Raw genomic sequence first — 20,410 nt, forward strand, 5'->3', positions numbered from 1 at the left:
TTCGGGGCCGGTTCCGTTTTGTCCATGGTCAAATGCTCGGTGTTGCGCTAAAAGCGCTCTATGCAATCATCAACGCGCATCAGAACGGCAGTAGTTGCAGCGCTGCTGGGACTGTTCGCCGTCCTCTCGGGACCGGGCAGTGCACAGGCGGATCAGGCCGCCCCCGCTGAGTCGACGGTCGGCGGTCTCACCGGCTTCTCGGCCGACGGATCCGTCTACCACCTGCGTGCGGGGGCCGCCGAGGCCCGCGTCAGCTTCGTTTCGGCCGAGACCTTCCGGATCGAGCTCGCCCCGGACGGCACGTTCTCCGACCCGGCCGGCGACGCCATGGTCCTGCCCCAGGGATCCCCGCCCCGCACCCGGTGGAAGGAGCGGAGCGACCGCTACGACCTCTCCACCGGTGACATCACGCTGCGTGCCTACAAGTCCCCGCTGCGATTCGCCCTGTACCGGGCCGACGGCAGCCGGGTCTGGTCCGAGGCGAAGGGGCTGAGCTGGGACGGCGAGAAGACCACCCAGACCCTCGCGCGCGGCGGCGACGAGCAGTTCTACGGCGCCGGTATGCAGAACGGCCGCGGCAACACCTCGCACCGGGGCCAGACCGTCGAGGTCGGAGTCGACTACAACTGGGACGACGGCGGCCACCCCAACTCGGTGCCGTTCTACCTCTCGTCGGCCGGCTACGGCGTGTTCCGCAACACCTTCGCGCCGGGCACCTACGCCTTCAACGACCCGGTCACCACCAGCGCCCAGGAACAGCGCTTCGACGCCTACTACTTCGCGGGTGACGCCAAGGACGTCATAGGCCAGTACACGAAGCTCACCGGCAAGCCGTTCCTGCCGCCGGTGTACGGCATGGAGATCGGCGACGCCGACTGCTACCTGCACAACGCCAACCGCGGCGAGCGTCACACCCTGGACGCCCTCAAGGTCGCCGACGGCTATGTCGAGAACGACATGCCGAACGGCTGGATGCTCGTCAACGACGGCTACGGCTGCGGCCACGAGGACCTCGCCGAGACCTCCAAGGGCCTCCAGGACCGCGACATGCAGCTCGGCCTGTGGACCCAGGACGGCATCGACAAGATCGCCGAACAGGTCAAGGCCGGCCAGCGCGTCGCCAAGCTCGACGTCGCCTGGATCGGGGACGGCTACAAGTTCGCCCTGGACGGCTGCAAGGACGCGTACAAGGGCATCGAGGACAACAGCGACGCCCGCGGCTTCACCTACGCCCCCGAGAGCTGGGCGGGCGCGCAGCGCTGCGGTGTCCAGTGGTCCGGCGACCAGTACGGCACCTGGGACTACATCCGCTGGCAGATCCCGACCTACGCGGGCGCCACGATGTCCGGCCTCGCCTACACCACCGGCGACGTCGACGGCATCTTCGGCGGCAGCGCCAAGACGTACACCCGTGACCTCCAGTGGAAGATGTTCCTGGGGACCACGATGACCATGGACGGCTGGGCGGCCAGCGACAAGCAGCCCTTCCGGTACGGCGAGCCGTACACCTCCATCAACCGCGACTACCTGAAGCTCAAGGAGTCGCTGCTGCCCTACCAGTACTCCTACGCGCACGAGGCCACGAAGACCGGCGTCGGCATGGTCCGTCCGCTGGTGCTGGAGTACCCGGACGACCCGAAGGCCGCGACGGACGCGGCGAAGTACGAGTTCATGTCCGGCGAGGACTTCCTCGTCGCCCCGGTCTACCAGGACACCACCGAGCGCGACGGCATCTACCTGCCGAAGGGCACCTGGACCGACTACTGGACCGGGCGGACCTACCAGGGCCCGACCACCGTCAACGACTACAGCGCCCCGCTCGACACCCTGCCGCTGTTCGTCAAGGGCGGCGCCGCCGTGCCGATGTGGCCCGGCATCCGCTCGTACCAGGACCGCACCGCCGGCTCCCCGCTGGCCTGGGACATCTACCCGCAGGGCACGTCCTCGTTCACCCTGTACGAGGACGACGGCGTGACCCGCGAGCACCGCGACGGCGCGTACGCGACCCAGACGGCCGAGGTCCGCGCACCGGCCGGGGGCGGGGGCGACATCACCGTGAACATCGGTGAGAGCAAGGGGAAGTTCACCGGGAAGCAGAGCAGCCGCCCGTACGAGTTCAGCGTGCACACCGGCTCGGAGCCGAGCGCGGTGAAGCTCACCGGCAAGCTGCCCCGGCTCGGCTCGGCCGCCGCGTACGCCTCGGCGAAGCAGGGCTGGTGGTACGACCGGGACGACCGCGGTGGCGTCGTGAAGATCAAGACCGCCCCGCTGTCCACGGGCAAGAAGTTCTCGGTGAAGCTGGAGAGGACCAGCGCGGTCGGCGGACGGAACGCGGCCGCGACGGCCACCGTCTCCGCGCCGCAGGGCCAGGAGGTCGGCGCGGGCGCCCCGGCCACCGTCGCCGTCGACGTCACCGCCGGCAAGGCCGATGTCACGGACGCCGTGGTCTCCCTGGACGTCCCCAAGGGCTGGCAGGCCACTTTGGCCAAGGCCGTGCAGCGGATCCCGGCGGGCACCACCCGGCGGGTCGAGGTGTCGGTCACCCCGGCGAAGGACGCCGCGGCGGGGGAGGCGCGGATCACCGCGCTCGCCCGCTACCGGTCCGCGGGCGAATCCCGTACGGCGGTCCAGCGGATCGCCGCCGCGGTGATGCCGCCGCCGCCCACCGGTGAGGTGTGGGCGAGCGATCTGGAGTGGCTGAGTTCGGTCAACGGCTACGGTCCGGCGGAGCGCGACCGCAGCAACGGCGAATCGGGCGCGGCCGACGGCGGCCCGCTCACACTGGCCGGGAAGGTGTACGAGAAGGGGATCGGCACCCATGCCGACTCCGACATCGAGGTCTATCTCGGCGGACAGTGCTCGAAGTTCACCGCGGACGCGGGGATCGACGACGAGATCAACGGATACGGCGAGGTGGCGTTCTCCGTCGAGGCCGACGGCAAGGTGCTCTGGACCTCGCCGAAGGTGACCGGGGCGTCGGCGGCCGTACCGGTCGACGTGCCGCTCGACGGCGCACGCCATGTGCGTCTGAAGGTCACGGACACCAATGGGTCCAAGACCGGCGACCACGGCGACTGGGGCGCCGCGCGCTTCACCTGCTCCTGAATGTCCGCAGTGAAGCGAGGGAGCCGGGCGGGTGTCCACCCGCCCGGCTCCCGGCTGTCCGGATCAGTCCTCCGACGAATTGTCCGGCGAGTCCTCCGGCGGATCCTGTGGGGCGTCTCCCGGGGCACTTCCCGAGGAGGCGTCCTTCGGCCGTTCGCCCGGCGGCTGCTGCGGGCCGCCGGCGTCGCTGCGGTCCTCCCCGCCGTCGGCCGGCGCCGGGCCCGTCGCGGGACCGGTCGGGGACCCGCTTCCGGACCCGCTCACCGGCCCTGGTCCGGTCTCCGGCCGGGCCGGCTTCGGCGGCCTGGTCCGGCCGTTCGACGTGTCCCGCAGATACGAGCCGTCGCCGCTCTCCGTCGCATGTCCGCCCGGCCCGGAACCCGGACCGGGGTCCCGGCGCCGCAGATAGCGCTCGAACTCCCGGGCGATGGCCTCGCCGCTCGCCTCGGGAAGCTCCGCGGTGTCCCGGGCCTCCTCCAGCGTCTGAACGTACTCCGCCACCTCGCTGTCCTCGGCGGCCAGTTGGTCGACCCCGAGCTGCCAGGCGCGCGCGTCCTCGGCCAGTTCACCCAGCGGGATGCGCAGCCCGATGAGATCCTCCAGGCGGTTCAGCAGCGCCAGGGTGGCCTTCGGGTTGGGCGGCTGCGACACGTAGTGCGGCACCGCCGCCCACAGGCTCACGGCGGGCACACCCGCGTGGGTGCACGCCTCCTGGAGGATGCCGACGATGCCGGTCGGCCCCTCGTACCTGGTCTCCTCCAGGTCCATGGTGCGCGCCAGGTCCGGATCGGACGTGACGCCGCTGACCGGTACCGGACGGGTGTGCGGGGTGTCGCCGAGCAGCGCACCGAGCACCACCACCATCTCGACGCCCAGCTCATGGGCGAAGCCCAGGATCTCGTTGCAGAACGAGCGCCAGCGCATCGACGGCTCGATGCCCCGGACCAGGACGAGATCACGGGGCTTGTCCCCGCCGATGCGGACCACGGAGAGCCGGGTCGTCGGCCAGGTGATCTTGCGCACCCCGCCGTCCAGCCACACCGTCGGGCGGTTGACCTGGAAGTCGTAGTAGTCCTCGGCGTCCAGCGCCGCGAACACCTCGCCCTTCCACTCCCGGTCCAGGTGCGCGACCGCTGTGGAAGCGGCGTCACCTGCGTCGTTCCACCCCTCGAACGCGGCCACCATGACCGGGTCGATCAGCTCGGGAACCCCCTCGAGCTCGATCACCCAGGCCTCCTTCCGAAGTTCCCTTGCGTACGGAACAACCTTACGGCTTCCGGCCACCCGCGCCGCAGCCCCTGCGCGCGGCCGGGTGAACCCGGGCCACTGGGGTGCATCACCGGCCGAATCAGGGCATCAAGCCCGCCATACATCCGAGCTGTGTGGGGGCAATTTCGCCTCAACCCTGGACGTTGGAGCCTTGGGGGCGCTATACATCGGATGACCAGAGCAGAGGTCCGATGTTATTTCCCCTGGGGGCGCACATGAGTCAGACCGTCACGGATTTCGAGGTTCACGACATCCGTTTTCCGACCTCGGAACAACTGGACGGCTCGGACGCCATGAACCCCGATCCCGACTACTCGGCTGCCTATGTCGTACTGCGTACCGACGCCGCGGACAGTGCTGGTGACGGTGTCGAGGGACATGGCTTCTGTTTCACCATCGGGCGCGGCAACGAGGTGATGGCAGCCGCCATCCAGGCGTTGGCCCCCTATGTGGTCGGGCGTCCCGTGCCCCGCACCGCGGCCGACCTCGGCGCGCTGTACCGGGACCTCACCCACGACTCCCAACTGCGCTGGCTGGGGCCCGAGAAGGGCGTGATGCACATGGCGGCCGGCGCGGTCGTCAACGCCGCCTGGGACCTGGCGGCGAAACGGGCCGGCAGACCCGTCTGGCAGTTCCTGGCCGAGATGACGCCCGAGGAGCTCGTCTCCCTCGTCGATTTCCGCTACCTCAGCGACGCCCTCACCCCCGAGGAGGCGCTCGCGATCCTGCGCGCCGCCGAACCGGGCCGGGCCGAGCGGGCCGAGCGGCTGCGTGCCGAGGGATACCCCGCCTACACCACCTCGCCCGGCTGGCTCGGCTACTCCGACGACAAGCTGGTCAGGCTGGCGAAGGAGGCCGTCGCCGACGGCTTCACCCAGATCAAGCTGAAGGTCGGCGGCGACCTCGACGACGACGTCCGCAGGCTCGGGCTCGCCCGTGAGGCCGTCGGCGCCGACGTACGGATCGCGGTCGACGCCAACCAGCGCTGGGACGTCGCCGACGCGGTGGAGTGGATGACCGCGCTCGCGCCGTACGACCCGCACTGGATCGAGGAGCCGACCAGCCCCGACGACATCCTCGGCCACGCCGCCGTGCGCGCCGGACAGCCGGTCAAGGTCGCCACCGGCGAACACGTCGCCAACCGGGTCGTGTTCAAGCAGCTGCTCCAGGCCGGCGCGGTCGACTTCGTCCAGATCGACGCCGCGCGGGTCGCGGGCGTCAACGAGAACCTGGCGATCCTGCTGCTCGCCGCCAAGTACGGCGTTCCGGTCTGCCCGCACGCGGGCGGCGTCGGCCTGTGCGAGCTGGTGCAGCACCTCTCGATGTTCGACTATGTGGCGGTCTCCGGCACCTGGGAGGACCGAGTGATCGAATACGTCGATCATCTGCACGAGCACTTCGCCGACCCCACCGTGATCGACTCGGGCCGCTACCGGGCGCCCGCGTCCCCGGGCTTCTCCGCCCGGATGCTCCCCGGATCGATCGCCGCACACCGCTATCCGGAGGGCCCCGTATGGCAGGCCCGCCGCACCACTGAGGAGGACAGCCGATGACCGGCACACGCGACTTCGAGGGGATGAACGCTCTGGTGACGGGCGGTGCCTCCGGTATCGGGGCCGCCGTCGCGACCATGCTCCTGGAGCGCGGGGCCCGCGTAGCGGTCCTGGACCGGGAGACCGCGGGCGCCCCCGAGGGCACCCTCGCCGTCAAGGCGGACGTCACCGACGACGCGGCCGTGCGCGAGGCGGTCGACCGGGCGGCGGCCGAACTGGGCTCCCTGCACACGCTCGTGTCGAACGCGGGCATCGGATCCATCGGCTCCGTCGAGGACAACGACGACGACGAGTGGACCCGGGTCCTGGACATCAACGTCCTCGGCATGGTCCGCACCGCCCGGCACGCCCTGCCGCATCTACGGCGCGCGGCCGCCGAGCGCCCCGGCGCCGTCTCGATCACCCAGACCTGTTCGATCGCCGCGACCGCCGGGCTGCCGCAGCGCGCCCTGTACAGCGCGAGCAAGGGCGCGGTCCTCTCGCTGACCCTCGCGATGGCCGCCGACCACGTCCGCGAGGGCGTCCGGGTCAACTGCGTCAACCCCGGCACCGCGGACACCCCGTGGATCGGCCGGCTGCTCGGCCAGGCCGGCGACCCGGCCGCCGAACGCGCGGCGCTCAACGCCCGGCAGCCGCTGGGCCGGCTGGTCTCCGCCGACGAGGTCGCCGCCGCGATCCTCTACCTCGCCAGCCCCGCCGCGGCCTCCGTGACGGGTACCGCACTGGCCGTCGACGGTGGAATGCAGGGCCTGCGCCTGCGCCCCGCCGACAGCTGACCGGAGGGTGGGCGGCCCGAGCCGGATCACGGGGCCGTACACCTCGCGCCACCTGCACCACGCACCCCAGCAATGCCATCAGATCTCCGAGCCGGTACTCCACAAAGGAACGGGACACCAATGAGAGTGCGTACGACGAGTGCGGCGGCCTGCGCCGTACTGCTGGCCGTCACTGCCCTCGCGGGCTGCAACCGCGAATCATCGGACGACGGTGCGGGTGGCGGGAAGGTCGGTATCGACCTGCCGCGCAGCGACAGCGACTTCTGGAACTCGTACCAGAACTACATCCAGAAGGGGGTCAAGGGCGGCGAGGTCAAGGCGCTGCCGCTGACCAACTCGCAGAACGACATCGGCAAGCTGGTCGCAAACGTCCAGACCTTCACCGACCAGGGCGCGAAGGCCGTGGTGATGGCTCCGCAGGACACCGGCGCCATCGCCGAGTCGCTCAGCACCCTGAACGAGAAGAAGATCCCGGTCATCAGCGTCGACACCCGCCCCGACAAGGGCGACATCTACATGGTGGTGCGGGCTGACAACAAGGCGTACGGGACCAACGCCTGCAAGTACCTCGGCCAGCAGCTGAAGGGCAAGGGCAAGGTCGTCGAGTTCCAGGGCGACCTGTCCTCGATCAACGGCCGCGACCGCTCCGAGGCCTTCAAGACCTGCATGGACAAGGACTTCCCGGACATCAAGGTGTTCGAGCTCGCCACCGACTGGAAGGGCGACGTCGCCTCCGCGAAGCTCCAGTCGACGCTGGCCGCCCACCCCGACATCAACGGCATCTACATGCAGGCCGGCGGTGTCTTCCTGCAGCCGACCCTCGCGCTCCTGGAGCAGAAGAAGCTGCTGAAGCCGGCCGGTTCGCCGGGCCACATCACCATCATCTCCAACGACGGCATCCCGGAGGAGTTCGACGCCATCAAGGCCGGGAAGATCGACGCGACGATCTCCCAGCCGGCCGACCTGTACGCGAAGTACGCGCTGTACTACGCGAAGGCGGCCTTGGACGGTAAGACCTTCAAGGAAGGCCCCACCGACCATGACTCGAACATCATCAAGATCCCGAACGGGTTCGAGGATCAACTCCCCGCACCCCTTGTGACCAAGGACAACGTGGATGACCCGAAACTGTGGGCCAATCAGCTAGAGAAGAAGAGCTAGCCGTGACTCCTCCCTCTCGTTGCCGAGAGGGCTTCCCTCTCGGGTCCGAGGAACCGAGCAGCGGCCAAGCCCTGACCGCTGCCCGAGGACAGATCACCGACACTACGACAGCGCTTCGCTGAGAAGGGGTCTTATGGACCAGGCACTCCCCCCTGCCGTACAGGCGGAAGGCGTTGTCAAACGCTTCGGACCGACCGTCGCGCTCGACGGGGTGAAGCTCACCGTGCAGCCCGGTGAGTCGCACGCCCTCGTCGGCCGCAACGGCGCGGGCAAGTCGACCCTGGTCAGCGTGTTGACCGGACTCCACAAGGCGGACGCGGGCACGGTCACCTTCGGCGGGGAGCCCGCGCCCGCCTTCGGGGACACCGCGGCCTGGCAGTCGAAGGTCGCCTGCGTCTACCAGAAGTCCATGGTCGTCCCCGACCTGACCGTCGCGGAGAACCTCTTCCTCAACCGGTTCGACGACAACGCCCGCTGGATCAGCTGGGGGCGGCTGCGCAAGCGCGCGGAGCAGCTCCTCGCCGACTACGGAGTCCAGGTCGACCCGAACACCCGGGCGCGCGATCTCGCCGTCGAGCAGCGGCAGTTCGTCGAGATCGCCCGCGCGCTGTCCTTCGGCGCGCGGCTGATCATCCTCGACGAGCCGACCGCCCAGCTCGACGCCCGGGGCATCGGGAGGCTCTTCGACAAGCTCCGGGAACTGCAGAGCCAGGGAGTGGCGTTCCTCTTCATCTCCCACCATCTGCAGGAGGTGTACGAGCTCTGCACGGCGGTCACCGTCTACCGCGACGCCCGCCACGTCCTGACCGCCCCCGTGGCGGACGTGGCGAAGACGGATCTGGTGGCGGCGATGACGGGCGAGAAGTCCGGCGGCGCCGTCGCCTGGCACGCGGCCGGCACCACCACACCGCCCGATGCGTCGGCGGAGCCCGTCCTGCGCACCGAGGGGCTCGCCGTGGAGGGTCGGTTCGAACCGCTGGACCTCCAGGTGCGCCCCGGCGAGGTGCTCGGCCTGGCCGGCTCGGCGGCCAGCGGCAATACCGCGCTGGGCGAGGTCCTGGCGGGTATGCGCAAGGCGGGCGGCGGCACGGTCCGGGTGCACGGCGAGGCCGTGCGCTCGGGCAGCGTGCCGCACGCGCTGGCCGCCGGGATCGGCTACATCCCCGAGGACCGGCACGACCAGGGCCTCGTCCTGCAGCGCAGCGTCGCGGAGAACGCCACCCTCACGGTCACCGACCAGCTCGGTCCGTGGGGGACCGTACTGCCCTCCCGTACGCGGGAGTTCGCCCGGGGCATGATCGACTCGCTGGACATCAAGACCCAGGGCCCCGAGCAGCCCGTCTCCGGGCTCTCCGGCGGCAACCAGCAGAAGGTGGTGGTCGCCCGCGCGCTGGCCCGCAAGCCCAGTGTTCTGGTGGCGGTCCGGCCCACCGCGGGTGTGGACGTCAAGTCCAAGGACTCGCTCCTCGGAGTCGTCCGGCGGGTCGCCGACGAGGGCAATGCCGCGGTCGTCGTCTCGGACGAGCTGGACGATCTGCGGGTCTGCGACCGGGTGCTCGCCCTGTTCCACGGGCGAGTGGTCGCCACGTTCGCAAGCGGGTGGACCGACGGGGAACTCGTCGCCGCCATGGAAGGTGTGGGGGAAAGGGAATGACCGGCACGATACGGCCGTCCACGGCCGACGACGTCAACGGGGGACCGAAGGGCGGTCTCGGCGACAGCCCGCTGAGCCGGCTCAAGCTGATCCGGTGGAGCGACTTCTCGCTGGTGCCGGTGATCCTGGTGCTGATGGTGATCGGCTTCATCGTCTCGCCGGTCTTCCTCACCTCGGACAACCTGATCAGCGTCGTCCAGCAGTCCTCCGAGCTCAGCCTGCTGGTCCTGGGCCAGGCGCTGATCCTGATCTGCGGGCGGATGGACCTGTCGCTGGAGTCGACGATCGGCATCGCGCCCGTCGTCGCCATGTGGCTGGTGCTGCCCGGCGACGACGGCCGCTTCGCCGGCCTGGGCGTGCTCCCCACCTGGATGGCGATTCCGCTCTGCCTGCTGGTCGGCCTCGTCATCGGCGCGATCAACGGCTTCCTGATGCTGAAGCTGCGGGTCAACGGCTTCATCGCCACGCTCGGCATGCTGACCATGCTGCGCGGACTCCACATCGGCATCACCGAGGGCAAGTCCATCACCGACGTCCCGGAGTCCTTCCGCTACCTGGGCAAGAGCCAGTGGTTCGGTGTTCCGGCCGCGGTCTGGATCTGCCTGGTGCTCTTCGCGGTCGGCGGCGCGGCGCTGGCCTGGCTGCGGCACGGGCGCTCGCTGTACGCGATCGGCGGCAACCCGGAAGCGGCGCGCGCCGCGGGTATCCGGGTCGACCGGGTCACCTGGATCGTGCTCGCCATCGGCGGTCTGCTGGCTGCCTTCGCGGGCATCCTCTACACCGGCCACTACGGCGCGGTCGCCGCGACGCAGGGCAACGGCTGGATCTTCCAGGTGTTCGCCGCGGCGGTGATCGGCGGTATCAGCCTCAAGGGCGGGCGCGGCACCCTGTTCGGTGCGCTGACCGGCGTCCTGACGCTTCAGCTGGTGGTCAACGTGATGACCCTCGGCGGCGTCCCGGCCCTCTGGAACCAGTTCCTCAACGGCGCGATCATCATCGTCGCGCTGGTCATCTCGCGCTTCGCGAGCGGCGAGAAGCAGGACTGAGCGGCCGAGCGGTACACCCTCAGGAAACGCCGGCGGGGCTGAAAGGATCAGCCCCGCCGGCGTTTCGGGCGCGGGGCCCGGGGCGAAGCCCCGAACCCCGCGGCCGGTGCTACAGCGTCGAGCGCAGCCACTGCTCCACGCTCGCCACGTGCACCGTCGCCCAGGACCGAGCGGCCTCCGCGTCCCGGTCCCGCAGCGCCGACACGATCGCCCGGTGCTCGTGCAGTGTGCGGCTCACCGCGTCCTCCTGGGTCAGACCGCGCCAGACCCGGGCCCGCGTCGTCGGCCCCGAAAGACCGTCGAGCAGCGAGCAGAGCACCGAGTTGCCCGACGACTGCACGATGCCGCGGTGGAACTCCAGATCGCAGGCCACCAGCTCCTCGACCGAGGGGCGGCTGCCCAGGGCGTCCAGCTGGGAGCTCAGCAGATCCAGCTGCTCCTCGGTGATCCGGCTCGCCGCCATGGCGGTCGCGGCCGGCTCCAGGATCCGGCGGACCGCCAGGAACTCCAGCACCGTGTCGTCGCGGTGGAAGTCCACCACGAAGCTCAGCGCCTCCAGCAGCAACTGCGGATCCAGGCTGGTGACATACGTGCCGTCGCCCTGGCGCACGTCGAGAATGCGGATCAGCGACAGGGCGCGCACCGCCTCCCGCAGCGAGTTGCGGGACAGACCCAGCTCCGCGGCGAGTTCGCTCTCCTTGGGGAGACGATCGCCGGGCCGTAGCGCACCCGAGACGATCATTCCCTTGATCTTCTCGATGGCCTCGTCAGTGACAGCCATGGGCGACCTCCAGACATCCGATGTATCGCCCTATTATGCGTCCCCGGAGGCGGCCGGTGCGCCCTTCGGGGCAACCTGTGCGACAGCGCTCCCGCGGTGCGGGGCGTTTCGACCGGTTCCGTACGGCGGAGTCCGAAAGCGTCCGCCGCGGCCGGCACGTACGGGAGGGGGCGGCGTCCGTGGATGGACACCGCCCCCTCCCGGCGCGTCAGCTCCTGCGGTCGCCGAGCACGGACTCGACACCGGCCCGGATCTCGTCCGTGGCCAGACCCCGGATCGTCAGCGTCGTCCGGCGCCGCAGCACGTCGTCCGCCGTCTCGGCCCACTCGTGGTCGCGCGCGTAGGCGACCTGCGCCCAGATCTCCGGCGCGTCCGGGTGGATGCGCTCGGCGAGCACCGGGTTCTCGTTGGCCAGCCGGGCGATGTCGAAGGACAGCGAACCGTAGTGCGTGGCCAGGTGCCGTGCCGTGTCGGCGGACATCCGCGGTCCCGGGGTGCCGCCGTCGACCAGCAGCCGGTGCGCGACCGCGTTCGGGTTGGCGATACCGGGCAGCGGGAGCTTCTTCGGCAGCCGGGCCATCGGCTCCATGTCCTCGGCCAGCGGGTGCCCGGGGAGCGCGGCCAGCTTGTTCATCACCGTACGGCCGATGTGGCGGAACGTCGTCCACTTGCCGCCCGCCACCGACAGCATCCCGCCGCGGCCCTCCGTCACGACGGTCTCGCGCTTGGCCTTGGCGGTGCCGCCGGGACCTCCGGGCAGCACCCGCAGACCCGCGAAGGAGTACGTGATCAGATCGCGTGACAGCTGCTGGTCCCGGACCGAGAACGCCGCCTCGTCCAGGATCTGCGCGGTGTCCTTCTCGGTGACCGCGACATCCGCCGGATCGCCCTCGTACTCCTCGTCCGTCGTGCCGAGCAGCAGCATGTCCTCCCACGGCAGGGCGAACGTGATCCGGTACTTGTCGATCGGAGTGGCGAGCGCGGCCTTCCACGGGCGGGTGCGCCTGAGCACGAGGTGCGCGCCCTTGGAGAGACGTATGGAGGGCGCCGCGTCCGGGTTCTCCATCTTCCGCAGGTGGTCGACCCACGGCCCGGTGGCGTTGAGCACCAGACGGGCGTTGATCCCGAACTCCGTGCCGTCCACGGAATCGCGCAGTTCGGCACCGGTCACCCGGCCCCTGGTGAAGCGGAGCCCGGTCACGGCGGCATGGTTGAGTACGGCGGCGCCCGCCTCGACGGCCGCGCGGACCGTCATCAGCGCCATCCGTGCGTCGTTCATCTGGTCGTCGCCGTAGACCGCGACGGCCTTCAGGTTGTCGGTGCGCAGCTCCGGCACATCGCGCTGCGCCTTCGCCGGGCTGATCACATGGCCGACGCCGTCACCGAACGCGGAGAGCGCCGAGTACGCGAACACGCCCGCGCCGAGCTTGGCGGCGCCGTGCGGCCCGCCCTTGTAGACCGGCAGGTAGAAGGTGAGCGGGTTGGCGAGGTGCGGTGCGACCTGACGGGACACCGCACGCCGCTCGAAGTGGTTCTCCGCCACCAGCTTCACCGCGCCGGTCTGCAGGTAGCGCAGACCGCCGTGGAGCAGCTTGGAGGAGGCGGAGGAGGTGGCGCCGGCGAAGTCACCGGCGTCCACCAGAGCCACCCGCAGTCCGGACTGCGCGGCGTGCCAGGCGGTGGAGATGCCCAGGATGCCGCCGCCGATCACCAGGAGGTCGTACGTTGCCTTGGAAAGCTGCTCCCGGGTCTCGGCGCGGCTCGGAAGGGAGCCGGAGGCCGGATGCGTCCCGAGGGCGGGGACGCTCTGCAGGGTGGTCATGTTCTCTACTCCTCGTCTTCGAGCCAGCCCATGGTCCGTTGCACGGCCTTGAGCCAGCTCTTGTACTCGCGGTCGCGGGTGTCCGCGTCCATGCGGGGGGTCCACTCGGCGGCCCGGCGCCAGTTGGCGCGCAGCGCGTCGGTGTCCGGCCAGAAGCCGACGGCCAGGCCGGCGGCGTAGGCGGCGCCGAGGCAGGTGGTCTCGGCGACCATGGGCCGCACCACGGGTGCGTCCAGGAAGTCGGCGAGCGTCTGCATCAGCAGGTTGTTGGAGGTCATGCCGCCGTCGACCTTGAGCGCGGTCAGCTCGACGCCGGAGTCCTTGGTCATGGCGTCGCTGATCTCACGGGTCTGCCAGGCGGTGGCCTCCAGCACGGCACGGGCGATGTGCGCCTTGGTGACGTAGCGGGTGAGACCGGCGATGACGCCGCGGGCGTCGGGGCGCCAGTACGGGGCGAACAGGCCGGAGAAGGCGGGCACGAAGTACGCGCCGCCGTTGTCCTCGACCGACGAGGCCAGGGTCTCGATCTCGGCGGCGGACTGGATCAGGCCCATCTGGTCGCGCATCCACTGCACCAGCGAACCGGTGACGGCGATCGACCCCTCCAGGGCGTACACCGGCTTCTGGTCGCCGATCTGGTAGCCGACCGTGGTCAGCAGCCCGTTGTAGGAGTTGACGGGCGTCTCGCCGGTGTTCAGCAGCATGAAGGTGCCGGTGCCGTACGTGGACTTGGCCTCGCCCTCGGCGAAACACGTCTGGCCGAACAGCGCGGCCTGCTGGTCACCGAGCGCGGAGGCGACCGGCACCCCGTCGAGCACGCCGCCCTTGGCATGGCCGTACACCTCGGCCGAGGACCGGATCTCGGGCAGCACCGCGGCCGGAATGCCGATGGACGCGAGGATCTTGTCGTCCCAGGCCATCTTGTGCAGGTTCATCAGGAGCGTGCGCGAGGCGTTGGTGACGTCGGTGACGTGTACGCCGCCCTCGGTGCCGCCGGTCAGGTTCCAGATGACCCAGGAGTCCATGGTGCCGAAGAGGATGTCGCCGCGCTCGGCGCGCTCGCGCAGACCCTCGACGTTGTCGAGCAGCCAGCGGACCTTGGGCCCGGCGAAGTACGAGGCGAGCGGCAGTCCGGTCTCGCGGCGGAAGCGGTCCTGGCCCACATTGCGGCCGAGCTCCTTGCAGAGCGCGTCGGTGCGGGTGTCCTGCCAGACGAGGGCGTTGTGGACGGGCTCACCGGTGTTCTTGTCCCACATCAGAGTGGTCTCACGCTGGTTGGTGATGCCGATCGCCTTCACGTCGGCGGCGGTGATGCCCGCCTTGACGATGGCGCCCGCCACGACCTCCTGGACGTTCTCCCAGATCTCGGTCGCGTTGTGCTCGACCCAGCCCGGCTTCGGGAAGATCTGCTCGTGCTCCTTCTGGTCGACGGAGACGATCCGGCCGTCCTTGTCGAAGACGATGCAGCGGCTGGAGGTGGTGCCCTGGTCGATGGCCGCGATGAACGGCCCGGTTCCGTGGGTGCCGGTGGTAGGTGCGTCGGTCACGGTGTGCTCCCGGAGGTCTGTGAGGTCTTGGGGTTACGGCTCTGGGCTCTGTGGTTCAGGCGAAGGCGAGGTTGTAGAGCCCGCCCGCGAGCGCGCCGCCGATGAGGGGGCCGACGACCGGGATCCAGGCGTAGCCCCAGTCGGAACCGCCCTTGTTCGGCAGCGGAAGCAGCGCGTGCACGATACGCGGACCGAGGTCGCGGACCGGGTTGATCGCGTAGCCCGTCGGGCCGCCGAGCGAGAGGCCGATGGCGACGACGACCAGGGAGGTGATCAGCGCGCCGAGCGTGCCGAGGCCGTTGCCGTTGTCGTTGAGGCCCTGGGTGAGGATCGCCAGGACCAGCACGACCGTGGCGATGACCTCGGTGACGACGTTCTGCACGGCGTTGCGGATCTCGGGGCCCGTCGAGAAGACGCCGAGCACCGGTCCGGCCTTGGGGGCCGCCGCCGGGTCGACCATGCCCTCTTCACCCGTATGGGCCTTGAGGACCTCCGGATCCGTCAGATGCGCCCGGAACTGTCCGTAGTAGGTCAGCCAGACCAGGACCGCGCCGATCATCGCGCCGAGGAGCTCGGAGGCGAGGTAGAGCGGTACGTCGCTCCACTTGGTGCCGCCCTCGATCGCGAGACCGATGGTGACGGCCGGGTTGAGATGCGCGCCGGAGACGCCGCCGGCCAGATATGCGCCGGTCAGAACCGCGAAACCCCAACCGAAAGTGATCGCGAGCCAGCCGGCGTTGTGCGCCTTCGAATGCTTCAGCGTGACGGCGGCACAGACACCGGCGCCGAGCAGGATGAGTACGGCGGTACCGATGGTCTCGCCGATGAAGATGTCGGAGCTGGACACCCGCGACTCCTTTGTCCTTCGTCCAGGAAGCCGAACCCCGGGTCCCTCCGGTGGTCCGCGCCCTCAGGTGAGGGCGATACCGGCCCTTGGCACTGTCACACCCTAACTCTTGTTTCCGTTAAGTGTTCGGCAATGCCGACCGATGAACGGCAGTGTTTCTCCCAGGTGAATGAGGCGTCAAGGGGTCTGTGGCCTACAACTCGATTGAGCCGCTCGGCACCGGTGATTTTGCGGGAGGCTCAGAAGCGCCTGGCGCCCAGGTCCCGGGAGACCGCACGGGCGCAGTCCCGTACCGCCGCTATCAGATCGGGCCGCAGCTCGCCGCCCGCGCGGACCCGCTCCACCGCGCCGGTCACGGCCACGGCGCCGACCGGCATCCGGCGCCGGTCGTGGATCGGGGCGGCCACCGCGGCCACCCCCTCCCAGGTCTCCTCCATGTCGGCCGCCCAGCCGCGCGCGCGGATCAGGTCGAGCATCGACTCGAACTCCTCCGGATCGGTGACGGTGCGGGGCGTGAAGGACTGCCGCTCGGCCTCCATGGCTTCCGTGTGCGCCACCGGGTCGTAGGCCGCCAGTACCTTGCCCAGGGCCGTTGAGTGCAGTGGCTGCATGGCCCCGACCTCCAGGACCTGTCGGCTGTCGTCGGGCCGGAAGACGTGATGGACGATGAGGACGCCCCGCTGGTGCAGGACGCCCAGATGGACGCTCTCGCCGCTGGAGCGGGCCAGGTCGTCCGTCCAGACCAGCGCGCGGGCCCGCAGCTCGTGGACGTCCAGATAGCTGTTGCCCAGCCGCAGCAGCTCGGCGCCGAGCTGATAGCGGCCGGAGGCGGCGTCCTGCTCGACGAAACCCTCGTGCTGGAGCGTGCGCAGGATGCCGTGTGCGGTGCCCTTGGCCAGGCCCAGCGAGGAGGCGATGTCGGAGAGCCCCAGTCGCCGCTCGCCGCCCGCCAGCAGTCGCAGCATCGCGGCCGCCCGCTCCAGCGACTGGATGTTCTTGGCCATCGCGCCGTACTCCTCCACTGTGGTTCGACAATGCTGAACAGTATCGGTCCATGCCGACCCGTGCTCGATCGCAGGGGATTCCGCAGCACCCCGCCGGTCCCGCCGGCCCCCTGAACAGCATGCAGTCCGATTCGTGGGACAGAGTGACGGCCCGGGACGCAGCCCGGCTACCCTGGCCAGGTGCGCCTTCCGCCGAAGCCGCAAAGCCGACAGCCGTCGCATCCCAGGGAGTACATCCATGGCCTCGTCGCCGACCCCTTCCGCCGACAGCCGGACCCGATCCGCAGCCCTCCGTGAGGCGCTCGCCACCCGAGTGGTGGTGGCCGACGGTGCCATGGGCACCATGCTCCAGGCGCAGGACCCCACGCTCGATGACTTCGAGAACCTCGAAGGCTGCAACGAGATCCTGAACCTCACCCGCCCCGACATCGTGCGCTCCGTGCACGAGGAGTACTTCGCGGTCGGTGTGGACTGCGTGGAGACGAACACCTTCGGCGCCAACACCGCGGCGCTCGGCGAGTACGACATTCCCGAGCGGGTCCACGAGCTGTCCGAGTCCGGCGCGCGCATCGCCCGCGAGGTCGCCGACGAGTTCACCGCCTCCACCGGACAGCAGCGCTGGGTACTCGGCTCCATGGGCCCCGGGACGAAGCTGCCGACACTCGGCCACGCCCCGTACGTGAAGCTCCGCGACGGATTCCAGCAGAACGCCGAGGGGCTGATCGCGGGCGGCGCGGACGCGCTCATCGTCGAGACGACCCAGGACCTCCTGCAGACCAAGGCCGGCATCCTGGGCGCGCGGCGCGCGCTGGAGGCCCTGGGCAGCGACCTGCCGCTGCTGGTCTCGCTGGCCTTCGAGACGACCGGGACGATGCTGCTCGGCTCGGAGATCGGCGCTGCCCTGACGGCCCTGGAGCCGCTCGGCGTCGACATGATCGGCCTGAACTGCTCGACCGGACCGGCCGAGATGAGCGAGCACCTGCGCTACCTCACGCGCCACTCCCGTATCCCACTGCTCTGTATGCCCAACGCCGGACTGCCGGTCCTGACCAAGGACGGCGCGCACTTCCCGCTCGGCCCCGAGGGACTCGCCGACGCCCAGGAGACGTTCGTCCAGGAGTACGGGCTCTCGCTGGTCGGAGGCTGCTGCGGTACGACCCCGGAGCATCTGCGCCAGGTCGTCGACCGCGTCCGCGGCTCCGCCCTCACCACCCGCGACCCGCGCCCGGAGCCCGGCGCCGCGTCCCTCTACCAGACCGTCCCGTTCCGCCAGGACACCTCGTACCTCGCGATCGGTGAGCGTACGAACGCCAACGGCTCGAAGAAGTTCCGCGAGGCCATGCTGGAAGCCCGCTGGGACGACTGCGTGGAGATGGCCCGCGACCAGATCCGCGAGGGCGCGCACATGCTCGACCTCTGCGTCGACTACGTGGGCCGCGACGGCGTCGCCGACATGGAGGAGCTGGCCGGACGGTTCGCCACCGCCTCCACGCTCCCGATCGTGCTCGACTCCACCGAGCTGCCCGTGCTGCGGGCCGGCCTGGAGAAGCTCGGCGGCCGCGCGGTCCTCAACTCGGTCAACTACGAGGACGGCGACGGACCCGAGTCGCGCTTCGGCCAGGTCACCCGGCTCGCCGCCGAGCACGGCGCGGCCCTGATCGCGCTGACCATCGACGAGGAGGGCCAGGCCCGCACCGTCGAGCACAAGGTCGCCATCGCGGAGCGCCTCATCGAGGACCTGACCGGCAACTGGGGCATCCAGGAGTCGGACATCCTCATCGACTGCCTCACCTTCACCATCTGCACCGGCCAGGAGGAGTCGCGGGGCGATGGCATCGCGACGATCGGGGCGATCCGCGAGCTGAAGAAGCGCCACCCCGATGTCCAGACCACACTCGGACTGTCGAACATCTCCTTCGGCCTCAATCCGGCCGCCCGCGTCGTGCTCAACTCCGTCTTCCTCGACGAGTGCGTCAAGGCCGGACTCGACTCCGCGATCGTGCACGCGTCGAAGATCCTGCCGATCGCCCGGCTGGAGGAGGAGCAGGCGAAGGTAGCCCTCGACCTGATCTACGACCGCCGCTCCGAGGGCTACGACCCCCTGCAGAAGCTCATGGCGCTCTTCGAGGGCGTCAACATGAAGTCGATGAAGGCGGGCAGGGCCGAGGAACTCCTCGCGCTGCCGCTCGACGAGCGCCTCCAGCGCCGCATCATCGACGGCGAGAAGAACGGCCTGGAGGCCGACCTCGACGAGGCGCTCCGGAGCCGCCCGGCCCTCGACATCGTCAACGACACCCTGCTGGAGGGCATGAAGGTCGTCGGTGAACTCTTCGGCTCGGGCCAGATGCAGCTGCCGTTCGTGCTCCAGTCCGCCGAGGTCATGAAGACCGCGGTGGCCCACCTGGAACCGCACATGGAGAAGTCGGACGCCGAGGGCAAGGGCACCATCGTCCTGGCCACCGTCCGCGGCGACGTCCACGACATCGGCAAGAACCTCGTCGACATCATCCTGTCGAACAACGGGTTCAACGTCGTCAACATCGGCATCAAGCAGCCGGTCTCCGCGATCCTGGACGCCGCCGAGGAACACCGGGCCGACGTCATCGGCATGTCCGGCCTCCTGGTCAAGTCCACCGTGATCATGAAGGAGAACCTCCAGGAGCTGAACCAGCGCAAGCTGGCCGCCGACTACCCGGTGATCCTCGGCGGCGCCGCCCTCACCCGCGCCTACGTGGAGCAGGACCTGCACGAGATCTACGAGGGCGAGGTCCGCTACGCCCGCGACGCCTTCGAGGGGCTGCGCCTGATGGACGCGCTCATCGCGGTCAAGCGCGGTGTCCCGGGCGCCACCCTGCCCGAGCTCAAGCAGCGCCGGGTGCCCAAGCACGACACGCCCGCACCTGAGGCCGAGGAGACCCAGGAGGGCGTCCGCTCCGACGTGGCCGTCGACAACCCGGTCCCCACCCCGCCGTTCTGGGGCACCCGGGTCGTCAAGGGCATCCAGCTCAAGGAGTACGCCTCCTGGCTCGACGAAGGAGCCCTCTTCAAGGGCCAATGGGGCCTCAAGCAGGCCCGCGCCGGTGACGGACCGACGTACGAGGAACTGGCCGAGACCGAGGGCCGCCCGCACCTGCGCGGCTGGCTGGACAAGCTGCACACGGAGAACCTGCTGGAGGCCGCCGTCGTCTACGGCTACTTCCCCTGCGTCTCCAAGGGCGACGACCTGATCCTGCTGCACGAGGACGGCTCGGAGCGCACCCGCTTCACCTTCCCGCGCCAGCGCCGCGGCCGCCGCCTGTGCCTCGCGGACTTCTTCCGTCCGGAGGAGTCCGGCGAGACGGACGTGATCGGCCTCCAGGTCGTCACCGTCGGCTCGAAGATCGGCGGCGAGACCGCCAAGCTCTTCGAGGCCAACGCCTACCGGGACTACCTGGAGCTGCACGGGCTCTCCGTCCAGCTGGCCGAGGCGCTCGCCGAGTACTGGCACGCCCGGGTCCGCTCGGAGCTGGGCTTCGCCGGCGAGGACCCGGCCGAGGTCGAGGACATGTTCGCCCTGAAGTACCGGGGCGCGCGCTTCTCCCTGGGCTACGGCGCCTGCCCGGATCTGGAGGACCGGGCGAAGATCGCCGACCTGCTCCAGCCCGAGCGGATCGGCGTGCACCTCTCCGAGGAGTTCCAGCTCCACCCCGAGCAGTCCACCGACGCGATCGTCATCCACCACCCCGAAGCGAAGTACTTCAACGCGCGGTAAGACGCCGTTCAACGCGCGGTAGCGGGACGAGTCGTACACTGGTCGGTCCAGTGCAGGCCGGTCGCCCTCCCTCCGGGGAGCGGTGGCCGGCCTT

General features: G+C 70.0%; 13 protein-coding genes. 7 read left to right on the forward strand and 6 right to left on the reverse strand.

The window, feature by feature from the left end; all coding sequences use genetic code 11:
• Nucleotides 1-60: 60 nt before the first annotated feature.
• Nucleotides 61-3,105 carry an NPCBM/NEW2 domain-containing protein gene (locus OG322_RS31165; RefSeq protein ID WP_329307285.1) on the forward strand — a complete coding sequence of 1,015 codons (3,045 nt, stop codon included), beginning with the start codon at nt 61-63 and terminating at the stop codon, nt 3,103-3,105.
• A gap of 63 nt (nt 3,106-3,168) precedes the next feature.
• On the opposite strand, the gene OG322_RS31170 is transcribed toward OG322_RS31165, so the two are convergent.
• The gene (locus OG322_RS31170; RefSeq protein WP_123468719.1) at nt 3,169-4,332 is read right to left on the reverse strand and encodes a PAC2 family protein; all 1,164 of its coding nucleotides are present in this window, start codon (nt 4,330-4,332) and stop codon (nt 3,169-3,171) included.
• Between the two features lie 257 nt (nt 4,333-4,589).
• Here OG322_RS31170 and OG322_RS31175 point away from each other — a divergent pair, with 257 nt between their 5' ends.
• The 5 genes from OG322_RS31175 (at nt 4,590) to OG322_RS31195 (ending at nt 10,564) form a co-directional block, all read left to right on the forward strand.
• Nucleotides 4,590-5,927: an L-fuconate dehydratase gene (locus OG322_RS31175; protein WP_123468717.1), complete on the forward strand. Its 1,338-nt coding sequence runs from the start codon at nt 4,590-4,592 to the stop codon at nt 5,925-5,927.
• Complete coding sequence (locus OG322_RS31180; RefSeq protein ID WP_123468715.1) at nt 5,924-6,703, forward strand: SDR family NAD(P)-dependent oxidoreductase; 780 nt, start codon at nt 5,924-5,926, stop codon at nt 6,701-6,703. Before OG322_RS31175 ends, OG322_RS31180 begins: the two co-directional genes overlap by 4 nt.
• Nucleotides 6,704-6,823: 120 nt before the next feature.
• Nucleotides 6,824-7,864 carry a sugar ABC transporter substrate-binding protein gene (locus OG322_RS31185; RefSeq protein WP_123468713.1) on the forward strand — a complete coding sequence of 347 codons (1,041 nt, stop codon included), beginning with the start codon at nt 6,824-6,826 and terminating at the stop codon, nt 7,862-7,864.
• Between the two features lie 133 nt (nt 7,865-7,997).
• On the forward strand, nt 7,998-9,518 hold the full coding sequence (locus OG322_RS31190) for a sugar ABC transporter ATP-binding protein (RefSeq protein WP_329307286.1): 1,521 nt from the start codon (nt 7,998-8,000) through the stop codon (nt 9,516-9,518).
• A complete protein-coding gene (locus OG322_RS31195; RefSeq protein WP_123468709.1) occupies nt 9,515-10,564 on the forward strand; it encodes an ABC transporter permease in 1,050 nt (349 codons plus the stop codon). Before OG322_RS31190 ends, OG322_RS31195 begins: the two co-directional genes overlap by 4 nt.
• A gap of 109 nt (nt 10,565-10,673) precedes the next feature.
• Here OG322_RS31195 and OG322_RS31200 read toward each other — a convergent pair whose 3' ends face one another.
• The 5 genes from OG322_RS31200 to OG322_RS31220 form a co-directional block, all read right to left on the reverse strand.
• Nucleotides 10,674-11,345, reverse strand: coding sequence for a FadR/GntR family transcriptional regulator (locus OG322_RS31200; RefSeq protein ID WP_123468707.1), 672 nt, complete (start codon nt 11,343-11,345; stop codon nt 10,674-10,676).
• A 208-nt stretch (nt 11,346-11,553) separates the two neighbouring features.
• Nucleotides 11,554-13,167 carry a glycerol-3-phosphate dehydrogenase/oxidase gene (locus tag OG322_RS31205; protein WP_123468705.1) on the reverse strand — a complete coding sequence of 538 codons (1,614 nt, stop codon included), beginning with the start codon at nt 13,165-13,167 and terminating at the stop codon, nt 11,554-11,556.
• Between the two features lie 5 nt (nt 13,168-13,172).
• Nucleotides 13,173-14,714, reverse strand: a complete 1,542-nt coding sequence (glpK, locus tag OG322_RS31210) for a glycerol kinase GlpK (RefSeq protein WP_123468703.1) — start codon at nt 14,712-14,714, stop codon at nt 13,173-13,175.
• 55 nt (nt 14,715-14,769) lie between these two features.
• Nucleotides 14,770-15,561, reverse strand: a complete 792-nt coding sequence (locus OG322_RS31215; protein WP_123468701.1) for an MIP/aquaporin family protein — start codon at nt 15,559-15,561, stop codon at nt 14,770-14,772.
• Between the two features lie 239 nt (nt 15,562-15,800).
• Nucleotides 15,801-16,565 (reverse strand): IclR family transcriptional regulator, encoded by a 765-nt coding sequence (locus OG322_RS31220; protein ID WP_123468700.1) that lies wholly within the window; start codon nt 16,563-16,565, stop codon nt 15,801-15,803.
• Nucleotides 16,566-16,803: 238 nt separating this feature from the next.
• Here OG322_RS31220 and metH point away from each other — a divergent pair, with 238 nt between their 5' ends.
• Complete coding sequence (gene metH / locus OG322_RS31225) at nt 16,804-20,316, forward strand: methionine synthase (RefSeq protein WP_123468698.1); 3,513 nt, start codon at nt 16,804-16,806, stop codon at nt 20,314-20,316.
• Nucleotides 20,317-20,410 lie beyond the last annotated feature (94 nt).

It is taken from the genome of Streptomyces sp. NBC_01260, from assembly GCF_036226405.1.
Lineage (GTDB): Bacteria > Actinomycetota > Actinomycetes > Streptomycetales > Streptomycetaceae > Streptomyces > Streptomyces laculatispora.

Bases quoted from the DNA above. Each gene is read 5' to 3' on its own strand.
- OG322_RS31165 (WP_329307285.1), top strand. From the start codon at position 61: ATGCAATCATCAACGCGCATCAGAACGGCAGTAGTTGCAGCGCTGCTG.
- OG322_RS31175 (WP_123468717.1), top strand. From the start codon at position 4,590: ATGAGTCAGACCGTCACGGATTTCGAGGTTCACGACATCCGTTTTCCG.
- OG322_RS31180 (WP_123468715.1), top strand. From the start codon at position 5,924: ATGACCGGCACACGCGACTTCGAGGGGATGAACGCTCTGGTGACGGGC.
- OG322_RS31185 (WP_123468713.1), top strand. From the start codon at position 6,824: ATGAGAGTGCGTACGACGAGTGCGGCGGCCTGCGCCGTACTGCTGGCC.
- OG322_RS31190 (WP_329307286.1), top strand. From the start codon at position 7,998: ATGGACCAGGCACTCCCCCCTGCCGTACAGGCGGAAGGCGTTGTCAAA.
- OG322_RS31195 (WP_123468709.1), top strand. From the start codon at position 9,515: ATGACCGGCACGATACGGCCGTCCACGGCCGACGACGTCAACGGGGGA.
- OG322_RS31200 (WP_123468707.1), bottom strand. From the start codon at position 11,345: ATGGCTGTCACTGACGAGGCCATCGAGAAGATCAAGGGAATGATCGTC.
- OG322_RS31205 (WP_123468705.1), bottom strand. From the start codon at position 13,167: ATGACCACCCTGCAGAGCGTCCCCGCCCTCGGGACGCATCCGGCCTCC.
- OG322_RS31220 (WP_123468700.1), bottom strand. From the start codon at position 16,565: ATGGCCAAGAACATCCAGTCGCTGGAGCGGGCGGCCGCGATGCTGCGA.
- metH (WP_123468698.1), top strand. From the start codon at position 16,804: ATGGCCTCGTCGCCGACCCCTTCCGCCGACAGCCGGACCCGATCCGCA.